The sequence below is a fragment of the Ruoffia sp. FAM 20857 genome (assembly GCF_045528645.1).
In the GTDB taxonomy this organism is placed as follows: domain Bacteria; phylum Bacillota; class Bacilli; order Lactobacillales; family Aerococcaceae; genus Ruoffia; species Ruoffia halotolerans.
Genome location: NZ_JBGQRB010000012.1, coordinates 46,189 through 55,402 on the forward strand (window position 1 = coordinate 46,189; position 9,214 = coordinate 55,402).

10 protein-coding genes are annotated in these 9,214 nt (G+C 37.6%); 1 reads left to right on the forward strand and 9 read right to left on the reverse strand.

All coding sequences use genetic code 11. The features are described 5' to 3' along the window. Positions 1-75: 75 nt before the first annotated feature. From ACEN4N_RS04380 to rsmG, 8 genes are all read right to left on the reverse strand, one after another. The gene (locus tag ACEN4N_RS04380; RefSeq protein ID WP_407089997.1) at positions 76-1,122 is read right to left on the reverse strand and encodes a LysM peptidoglycan-binding domain-containing protein; all 1,047 of its coding nucleotides are present in this window, start codon (positions 1,120-1,122) and stop codon (positions 76-78) included. Positions 1,123-1,753: 631 nt separating this feature from the next. Continuing rightward, a complete protein-coding gene (gene guaB / locus ACEN4N_RS04385; RefSeq protein ID WP_407089998.1) occupies positions 1,754-3,232 on the reverse strand; it encodes an IMP dehydrogenase in 1,479 nt (492 codons plus the stop codon). A gap of 173 nt (positions 3,233-3,405) precedes the next feature. Beyond that, positions 3,406-4,209 (reverse strand): DUF1129 domain-containing protein, encoded by an 804-nt coding sequence (locus tag ACEN4N_RS04390; protein WP_407090935.1) that lies wholly within the window; start codon positions 4,207-4,209, stop codon positions 3,406-3,408. Positions 4,210-4,226: 17 nt separating this feature from the next. After that, positions 4,227-5,327 (reverse strand): redox-regulated ATPase YchF, encoded by a 1,101-nt coding sequence (gene ychF, locus ACEN4N_RS04395; RefSeq protein ID WP_407093755.1) that lies wholly within the window; start codon positions 5,325-5,327, stop codon positions 4,227-4,229. A gap of 28 nt (positions 5,328-5,355) precedes the next feature. After that, entirely contained in the window at positions 5,356-5,559 is a 204-nt protein-coding gene (locus ACEN4N_RS04400; protein WP_407093756.1) for a DUF951 domain-containing protein, read from the reverse strand. Positions 5,560-5,571: 12 nt separating this feature from the next. Further along, entirely contained in the window at positions 5,572-6,468 is an 897-nt protein-coding gene (locus ACEN4N_RS04405; RefSeq protein ID WP_407090938.1) for a ParB/RepB/Spo0J family partition protein, read from the reverse strand. Continuing rightward, positions 6,458-7,222, reverse strand: coding sequence for a ParA family protein (locus tag ACEN4N_RS04410; protein ID WP_138404944.1), 765 nt, complete (start codon positions 7,220-7,222; stop codon positions 6,458-6,460). The genes ACEN4N_RS04405 and ACEN4N_RS04410 overlap by 11 nt, the downstream gene beginning before the upstream one ends. Positions 7,223-7,237: 15 nt before the next feature. Continuing rightward, on the reverse strand, positions 7,238-7,957 hold the full coding sequence (rsmG, locus tag ACEN4N_RS04415) for a 16S rRNA (guanine(527)-N(7))-methyltransferase RsmG (protein ID WP_138404943.1): 720 nt from the start codon (positions 7,955-7,957) through the stop codon (positions 7,238-7,240). Between the two features lie 227 nt (positions 7,958-8,184). Between rsmG and ACEN4N_RS04420 the strand changes: the two genes are divergently transcribed. Continuing rightward, the gene (locus tag ACEN4N_RS04420; protein WP_328590783.1) at positions 8,185-8,691 is read left to right on the forward strand and encodes a methylated-DNA--[protein]-cysteine S-methyltransferase; all 507 of its coding nucleotides are present in this window, start codon (positions 8,185-8,187) and stop codon (positions 8,689-8,691) included. Between the two features lie 113 nt (positions 8,692-8,804). On the opposite strand, the gene ACEN4N_RS04425 is transcribed toward ACEN4N_RS04420, so the two are convergent. Further along, the coding region (locus tag ACEN4N_RS04425; RefSeq protein WP_407093757.1) for an ATP-binding protein at positions 8,805-9,214 on the reverse strand (410 nt) is incomplete at its 5' end.

The window sequence follows — 9,214 nt, forward strand, 5'->3', positions numbered from 1 at the left end:
CACCAGTGAAGATGACTTAGTTAGCCCTCTCCACTAGTGGTTCATATTATTTATTTACTTCTTTAGTATGAGCAATTATTGTCTAATAATTAATTGGTCTCCAACTTGCAAGGCATCACTTTCTAGATTATTCCAGTCAATAATATCTTGAACGGTTACCCCAAATTCAGCAGCGATTCGGTATAAGTAATCTCCCGCTTCAACCACATAAATAATGTCTTCAGGGTCGCCTGGGTCTGGTTCTTCCGCTCCATTATCTGGGTCAACAACGATTAATTCTTGACCAACAAATAAGCTATTACTTTCTAGGTTATTCCAATCAATCAGATTATCGACTGTAATACCAAATTCATTCGCGATTCGGTATAAATAGTCACCGGATTGAACAACGTAAATGTTATCATCTGGTTCTTCCGGATCTGGGTCAGGCTCTTCAGGTTCTTCACCATTACTAGGATCTACTACAATTAATTCTTGTCCGACTTGTAAGAAATCACTTTCTAAGTCGTTCCAGTCAATAATATCTTGGACGCTAATACCGAATTGATTAGCAATTCCATATAAATAGTCACCTGATTGAACAACATAAATGTTATCATCTGGTTCCTCTGGATCGGGTTCGAGTTCTTCGGGGTCTTCGCCGTTACCAGGATCTACTACGATTAATTCTTGTCCGATTTGTAAGAAATCATTGTCTAAGTTATTCCAGTCAATAATATCTTGGACGCTAACATCATATTCATTGGCAATACTATATAATGAATCGCCTGATTGAACAACATAAGTACCTTCTTCTGGTTCTTCAGGGTCAGGTGCAGGTTCCTCAGGTTCTTCAACGTCCTCTAAAAGTTCATAATAAACGTAAGCACCGTTTTCATCCATAGTGACATAAAAGTCAGCATGAATATCAATATTGAAATTTGCATTCGCATATTCAACGGCTGCATCTACACTTGGGAAATATTGCTCCACGAGTGAGTAGTTTGGTAGATAGGCTTCGTCTCCTGGTTCAGGTCTAACAAAGTCTTGTGCGTTGGTTTGAACTTGTCCAAAACCAAGTGCCATCAACGATGCTAATAAAGTGGCTGTTAATTTTAAGTTCCGACTGTTTCTGCGAATCATTTGTATCGCATCCTTTCATTATTGTGCGTCGGGTTTCTTTTTTCTTAACTACAACCTCATTGTAACACCCTCGAAATTCTTGTCATGTCATAACCCCCATGTTCATATAAAGGTCAAACAATGTTCATAGTCTCATAATCAAAGATTCATATTAGGTCGAATACGGTGGTTTTAGTGCTCTGACTTTTTCTCAAGGCACTTTTTTCGAGTTTTGTATCCCTGAAAAATTCTCAGGGATGGTTTGGTGCTCTGACTTTTTCTCAAGGCACTTTTTTCGTGTTTTGTATCCCTGAAAAGTTCTCAGGGATGCTTTGGTGCTCTGACTTTTTCTCAAGGCACTTTTTTCGCGTTTTGTATCCCTGAAAAATTCTCAGGGATGGTTTGATGCCCTGAGATTTTCTCAAGGCACTTTTTTCGCGTTTTGTATCCCTGAAAAGTTCTCAGGGATGGTTTGGTGCTCTGAGATTTTCTCAAGGCACCCTTTTAACGTTTTGTATCCTTGAAAAATTCTCAAAGCACCTTCTATATAATTCCCTGTCCTAAGCTCCCAAGAACACAAAAAAACTCAACAATATAGCTAATTAATCACTACATTGTTGAGTATTTTCGTTAACCAAATCACTTCAGCAAATTAAGCGCGTGAGTAGTTTGGTGCTTCTTTTGTAATATTAACATCATGTGGGTGAGACTCAATAAGTCCAGCGCCACTCATACGGATGAATTGTGCTTCTTCGCGTAAAGCTTTTAAGTTTGCTGATCCAGTATAACCCATACCTGCACGAATACCACCTAGCATTTGGAAGACGATATCTTGAGCGCTACCTTTATAAGCAACACGACCTTCAATTCCTTCTGGAACTAGTTTGTTTGCTTCGTTTTTAGATTGGAAGTAACGGTCACTTGACCCTTTTTCCATAGCCGCTAAACTACCCATACCGCGGTAAGTTTTGAAACGACGTCCTTGGTAAATTTCAAAGTTACCTGGCGACTCATCAGTACCAGCTAACATACTACCTAACATAACAGCATTTCCACCAGCAGCAATCGCTTTGACGATATCGCCTGAGTATTTAATTCCACCGTCAGCAATAATTGCTTTTCCGTATTCACGGGCTGCAGTAGCTGCTTCATAAATTGCTGTTAACTGAGGTACACCAACACCTGCAACAACACGCGTTGTACAGATAGAACCTGGTCCGATACCTACTTTTACAACGTCAACACCGACATCGAATAACGCACGTGTACCTTCAGCAGTCGCAACATTCCCAGCAATAATTGTAACGTCTGGGTATGTGTCACGAATTTCTTTAATTTTACGAATAACACCCGCACTATGTCCGTGGGCAGTATCGACAACTAAAGCATCCACTTGTTGGTCAATTAATGCTTGTGCACGTTCAAATGTATCACTTGTCACACCAATCGCTGCCGCAACTAATAAGCGTCCATGGCTATCTTTAGCTGCATTTGGGTATTGGATTACTTTCTCAATATCTTTAATCGTAATTAAACCTGATAAGTGACCTTGTTCGTTAACTAAGGGTAATTTTTCGATACGGTGATCGAATAAGATACGTTCAGCTTCTTCTAAAGATGTACCAATTGGCGCTGTAACTAACGCTTCTCTAGTCATCACTGAAGAAATTAGAGCTTGATTATCATTAATGAAACGTGTATCACGGTTTGTGATAATTCCAATTAAAGTTAAGTCTGTTTCAGATTCAACAATTGGAACGCCACTAATACGGTAACGAGACATTAAATCTTCAGCATCTTGAACAGTGTGTTGAGGAGTTAAGTAAAATGGATCTAAGATGACGCCATTTTCTGAACGTTTAACACGTCGAACTTCTTCAGCTTGTGCTTCAATTGACATGTTCTTATGAATGACACCTAGTCCTCCTTGGCGTGCCATTGCTATCGCCATATCTGATTCGGTAACTGTATCCATACTTGCCGATAAAATTGGGATATTTAACTTTAAGTTAGGGGCTAATTCTACTGATAAATCAACATCATTAGGTAAAATATGACTTTCTGCTGGTACGAGGATCACATCGTCAAATGTATATCCTTCGCGTTGAAATTTAGTGTTCCATGCGTTCATTTAAATCCTCCTATATATTTGTCTTTTCTATATTTTTACTAAGTTACCACGTAGCGCTTTTATTATCAACCGAATACTTAACATTCACTTCATAAAAAATTGGAATGTTCGTGAATTTCAACATCTATAATAAAAACCAACCAAGTTAAACTTGGTTGGTTGATTTGAGGTGGTTAGAATACGCCACCTTGAATATTTAATTGTCTCTTTAATAAGAAGCGTAAACCAAAGGTTACAGCGGCAATAATGATATAAGTCATTGATTCAAAGACTGGGTTCAATGCTGATGGAAGTAATACGGCACTGATACTTACGATTAAGAACCAACCAAACATTGCGGCAATAGACACTCCGAAGTAGCGCCATAAACGACGCTCACCTTTAGGTGCATCTAAATCTGGCATAACTTTAGAAGTAATTAACATCGCAACACCTGCAACAATATAGTTAATAATTAAAGTAGTTAAGCCCATGAAAGCAGAAGTTGTCCCCGCATCCGCATTCAACATTGAGATACCTGTGATGAATGTGAATAATGAACCTAGCATTAGCCCACCGTCTAAAGCAATTTGCCAATCAGGTGACTTTTCAACTGGTGCATTTTCTGGATTTGGGAATTCTTGTTCTATAATTAAGTTAGCAGTTTCTGTCGGCGTTCCATAAATCTGACGTGCTGTTTGGCTATTGATTTGCCCGTCTAGTAACGTATCCACCATTTCAGCATAGACTCGCTCTTGAACTTCATAGTGTAATTGGTCAGATAATTTTTTATCTACACTTAACATAAATTGCTTATTTTTGTTCGTTAATTCTGCAAACTGGCTTTCTTTAATCCCAGCAATAACATTTCTTTCTTGAGATTCTTCAACACTTGCTACTTCTGTTTCTTTAGCCGTCTCAATTGATTCTTCAGCTACTTTATCAGTTGTCACTTCTACATCTTTCTCTTCGAATTCTTTTTTGTTATCTTCTGACATAATTTCCCCCGATCGATCTAGACATTAAATCTAAATAGCATAATGTCGCCGTCTTTAACAATATATTCTTTACCTTCTGAACGGTAGTAACCTAATTCACGCGAACGAGCCATGCTTCCAGCTTCCATTAAATGGTCGTAAGAAACAGTTTCAGCACGGATGAATCCACGTTCGAAGTCCGAGTGAATCACTCCAGCTGCTTGAGGAGCTTTCATTCCTTTTTTGAATGTCCAAGCGCGTACTTCTTGCTCACCTGCTGTAAAGTATGTTCCTAAGCCTAATAATGTATAAGCTTTTTGAATTAAACGGTCTAAACCTGATTCTTCTAAACCAAAGTCTTCTAAAAACACTGTTTTTTCTTCGTCATCTAAGATCGCAATTTCTTCTTCAAGACTTGCACATACTGGAACAACTTCTGCTCCTTGTGTAGCAGCAAATTCAATGACCTTTTGTAAGTGAGGATTTGAGCTTGGATCACTTACTTCTTCTTCACCAATATTTGCTACATATAACATTTTCTTGCGTGTTAATAAGAATAAGCTTTTTACAATCGGCTCTTCTTCTTTTGTGAATTCAACTGAGTTCGCTAATTGATCACTTTCAAGTGCATCTTTCAAGCGTTCTAAAATATCCATCTCGATTAACGCATCTTTATCTTTAGTTCTAGCTAATTTTTGGACACGTATTAATCGCTTATCAATCGATTCCAAGTCAGCTAAGATTAACTCTAAGTTGATTGTCTCTATATCTGAAAGTGGGTCCACTTTCCCGTCAACGTGAGTAATATTTTCGTCTTCGAAACAACGAACAACGTGACAAATTGCGTCCACTTGGCGAATATTACTTAAGAATTTGTTTCCTAATCCTTCGCCTTTACTTGCACCCTTTACAATCCCTGCGATATCTGTAAATTCGAAAGTTGTTGGAATTGTTTTCTTAGGTTTTACTACTTCTGTAATGTCTGTTAAACGTTTGTCAGGTACTTCTACCACTCCAACGTTTGGGTCAATCGTCGCGAACGGATAGTTTGCTGCTTCAACCCCTGCTTTTGTAATTGCGTTAAAAAGTGTTGATTTACCAATGTTAGGTAAGCCAACAATACCAGCTGTTAATGCCATGTAGTCACTCTCTTTCTTTTATTTAAACTTATTCAGCAGATTCTGCTTTTTCTAGTACTTTTTTCATTTTCTTTTCAAAATCACGCCGAGTCATCGTCACAATATGCTTACAATTCATACATTGTATACGAATATCCATCCCCATACGGATAATTTGCCAGCGGTTTGTTTGGCAAGCGTGTGTTTTTTTCATTTCGACAATATCGAGTTTATCGAATTCTTTACGATTCATCTTGTCCACTCCCTATAAATGTATATTTAATAAATCTAAAATTCGAATTAAATCTGATTCAGATAAAAATTCAATTTCTATTTTACCACGTTCACCACGTTGATTAATTGTCGTAGCTGTCCCAAAGTAATCTTGCATTTCTTGTTCAATCGCAAGATAATGGGGTGGTTTTTTGGCTTTTTCTTTTTTGTCTTTTTCTTTTTCTTTGTCTTCTTTAGGAGCTTCATCATTTAATGATTGAACTAATTCTTCGAGTTGACGAACAGTCATTCCTTCACTTACGACACGTTTTGCGACTGGAATCAGTTGGTCTTTATCTTTAAGACCTAAGATTGTACGCGCTTGTCCCATCGATAATTGTTCCCCAACCATTGTCTTAATTTCATCTGGTAATGATAATAGACGTAAGTAATTGGCGATATATGGGCGACTTTTACCAATTCTTTCAGCCACTTGCGCTTGTGTTAAATCAAGATTCTCCATCAAGATGTTATATGCTTCAGCTTCTTCTAAAGGACTCAAGTCTTCACGTTGTAGGTTTTCTACCACTGCAATTTCAATCATTTGTTCTTCATCTAGTTCACGAACAATACCTGGAATTGTCTCTTTACCTGCCAGTCGACTTGCACGAACACGCCGTTCACCAGCGATTAATTCATAACCTTTGATTGTCGATTTTCTAAGAATTACAGGTTGAAATACACCGGACTGTTTAATCGAATCAGCTAATTCATTTAAAGCTTTCTGATTAAATGTTTTACGCGGTTGATAGGGGTTAGCACGAATTTGATCTAATGGAATCTCTTCTACGATTTCGTTTTCGCCTGGAGTTTCCTCATATGCTGAAAACAAGGCATCCATACCTCGGCCTAAGCCACCTCGTTTACGAGGTTGGTTATTATTCGCCATTACTAATCACTTCCTTTGCCAGTTCAACATACATCTCCGCACCTCTTGAACGAGAATCATATTCAATGACTGATTGCCCATAAGAAGGTGCTTCTGATAAGCGAATATTTCTTGGAATGACTGTGCGGTAGACTTTTTCATGGAAATACTTACGTACTTCATCCATCACTTCAAAGCCTAAATTCGTTCGTGCATCGAGCATTGTAATTAACACGCCCTCGATACGGAAATTGCGATTATAAGTTTTTTGAACTAAACGAATGGTATTTAATAATTGTGTTAATCCTTCTAGCGCGTAATACTCAGCTTGTACTGGGATTAAAATTGTATCACTTGCGGTAAAAGCATTAATTGATAATTGACCTAATGAAGGTGGGCAGTCGATTAAGATATAATCATAATTTTTCCGAATCGGGGCCACTGCTTCTTTCAGGCGTGACTCGCGGTTTTCAATATTTACTAGTTCTAACTCTGCAGCTGCAAGTTGAATGTTTGACGGTACAATCCATAAGTTATCTTGACTTGTTTCAACGATGACATCTTGAATTGGAATTTGATCAATGAGTACTTCATACAAGCTTGCATCTAATGCGCTTCTTTCTACCCCAAGACCACTCGTCGCATTTCCTTGCGAATCAGAATCAATGATTAATACTTTTTTACCTAAAGTTGCTAAAGCAGCTCCTAGGTTAACTGTTGTGGTGGTTTTACCAACACCACCCTTTTGATTACCGACTGCAATCATTTTACTCATGCGATCTCCTCCTTGTTATAACGGTTGTTTGGCTGGTTTACCAGGACGTCTTGGATATTTCTTCGGTGTTTCTAAAGTTTTGCGAATCACTAAGATTTCACGCTCACTATCTTCAATGGGTAACATCTCGCTAATTTGCTCTTCAAACTTCGCTCCAAGCGTTGCGATAGCCTTTTTCGCTTTAACGATTTCTTCGTCAGCTCTTTGTGCTTTCAGAGCAATGAAGTAGCCACCTTTTTTTGCTAATGGTAAACACAATTCGCTTAAGACGTTTAAAGCTGCTACAGCTCTTGCTGTGACGATATCGAATTGTTCGCGGTGGGCTTTGTCTTGTCCAACTTCTTCTGCACGACCATGAACAGCCTTAACGCCTGTTAAGTTCAATTCCTCTGCTAAAAGGTTTAAAAATGTTATACGTTTGTTCAATGAATCTACAATTGTAATGTCTAAATCAGGGCGTACAATTTTCATTGGAATACTTGGAAAGCCGGCCCCTGCGCCAACATCACATAAAGTAGCATTCTCTTTAAAATAATCAGGTGCCATCCATAAGGGCATTAATGAATCATAGAAATGCTTTAAATACACATCTGGCTTTTCAGTAATTGCCGTTAAGTTAATCTTATTATTCCACTCGACTAACAGGTGGTAATACTGTTCAAACTGATTAATCTGTTGTTCAGTTAATTGACTGCCCTTTTCATTCAGGGCTTGGATAAATTCTTCGACTGTCATAACCGTCTCCTTTTAAATAAGTCCTTTTGTGAAACAAACCTATGTTTCACGACATGTATACTTTAACTTAAATGCTAGTTCTATGCAATGATATCTAAGGAGAAATTTCCTTTTAATCACTATTTTAACATAGACTGGTATGAATTATCATTCATTTCAATATGATTCTTAAAGAGTTATAATAGAGATACAAATAAAATGGTTATTATATAGAAAGGAAGTTTACCTTGAGCCCAACTTTGTACTACACTTTTCATACGGTATTCAATCGGTTATATACGATTGCTTCAACAGAAAAGGGCTTAGCTTACGTAAGTCCAGACGATGGAGATATAACGATTTTGGAAAAGCTATTTAAGGGGTTTACTATCCAAGAAGATGAATCTATAAATGCAGAATCGATTAAACAACTTCAAGAATACACACAAGGATCACGTAATGAGTTTGATTTAGTGTTAGACATCCAAAATGGAACACCTTTTCAGCAGTCAATTTGGAAAGCATTACTTGATGTTCCTTACGGTCGAACTATTCATTATGGAGCGTTGGCTGAAAATATAAACAATCCTAAAGCAGTTCGTGCAGTTGGAGGCGCTGTTGGCCAAAATCCAATTTCTATTATTATTCCGTGTCACCGTATCATCGGAAAGAATGGTTCGTTAACAGGCTATAATGGTGGGATTAATGTAAAGATGAAATTGTTAGATATCGAAGGTATTCAATACACTGGTTAAACACTTTAATCACTTTAAACACTCTTTTAAACACTGCTGTGTTTTGCAAATTTGAAGTACATAGTATTGCAACGAAAAGTACACAATATAGCCATCCAATTTTTTCCTTTTAATTATTCTTTTTTTGATAATGCATTTTTCAAACGAAAACTCTCTCCAGTAAAAGTTAATATGTGTGCGTGATGAATTAAGCGATCAACAAGAGCTGAAGTAAGGCGCGGATCAATAAAGACCTTGTTCCAGCTACTAAACTCAAGGTTTGAAGTAATTACAACACTTTTAGTTTCATACCAATCACTAATTAATTGAAAGAGTAATTCAGAACCATTCTTGTTAAATGGGACGTAACCCATTTCATCTAATATAACCAACTGTACTCGATTAAATCGTTTTTTAAACCGCTCTAATTGATTGTTTTTCCATGCTCGTTCAAGTTCTAAGACAAGGTCACTAACTCGCCAAAATCGAGTCTCAATACCCTGTTGACAAGCTTTGTAGCCTAAAGCACTAGCTAAATGAGTTT

Excerpts from the sequence above, each read along its gene's own strand:
- ACEN4N_RS04380 (WP_407089997.1), bottom strand. The coding sequence starts at position 1,122 with ATGATTCGCAGAAACAGTCGGAACTTAAAATTAACAGCCACTTTATTA.
- guaB (WP_407089998.1), bottom strand. The coding sequence starts at position 3,232 with ATGAACGCATGGAACACTAAATTTCAACGCGAAGGATATACATTTGAC.
- ACEN4N_RS04390 (WP_407090935.1), bottom strand. The coding sequence starts at position 4,209 with ATGTCAGAAGATAACAAAAAAGAATTCGAAGAGAAAGATGTAGAAGTG.
- ychF (WP_407093755.1), bottom strand. The coding sequence starts at position 5,327 with ATGGCATTAACAGCTGGTATTGTTGGCTTACCTAACATTGGTAAATCA.
- ACEN4N_RS04400 (WP_407093756.1), bottom strand. The coding sequence starts at position 5,559 with ATGAATCGTAAAGAATTCGATAAACTCGATATTGTCGAAATGAAAAAA.
- ACEN4N_RS04405 (WP_407090938.1), bottom strand. The coding sequence starts at position 6,468 with ATGGCGAATAATAACCAACCTCGTAAACGAGGTGGCTTAGGCCGAGGT.
- ACEN4N_RS04410 (WP_138404944.1), bottom strand. The coding sequence starts at position 7,222 with ATGAGTAAAATGATTGCAGTCGGTAATCAAAAGGGTGGTGTTGGTAAA.
- rsmG (WP_138404943.1), bottom strand. The coding sequence starts at position 7,957 with ATGACAGTCGAAGAATTTATCCAAGCCCTGAATGAAAAGGGCAGTCAA.